Annotated in this window: 1 protein-coding gene; it reads left to right on the forward strand. The window is 69.2% G+C overall.

The features are described from left to right. A partial coding sequence (locus QMC81_10925) for a methionine gamma-lyase family protein (GenBank protein ID MDI6907980.1) occupies window positions 1-331 on the forward strand: 331 nt, incomplete at both ends.

Consider the following 331-nt stretch of genomic DNA (forward strand, 5'->3'; position numbering starts at 1 on the left):
CGTTTCCGGCACGCATGCCCTGGCCCTTGGACTTTTCGCTGTCTGCCGCCCGGGGGACGAGGTTCTTTCCCTGGGGCGACCCTACGACACCCTCGCGGACGTTATCGGCCTCGGCGGAGCGCCTCCGGGTTCGCTGACCGCCCTGGGCGTGACCTGCCGTGAAGTCGCGGATGAGCCCGGGGGAGATGTTCCCCTGGACGAACTTGTTACGGCGGTCGGACCGCGGACGAAGGTTCTGTACCTGCAGCGTTCCCGGGGCTACGCCTGGCGGCGCGGACTTGATCTGCAAAGCATGGCGCGGGTGATCGCCGCCGTGCGGGAGCGGCACCCG

Source organism: Thermoanaerobacterales bacterium, assembly GCA_030019475.1.
GTDB lineage: Bacteria > Bacillota > Desulfotomaculia > Desulfotomaculales > JASEER01 > JASEER01.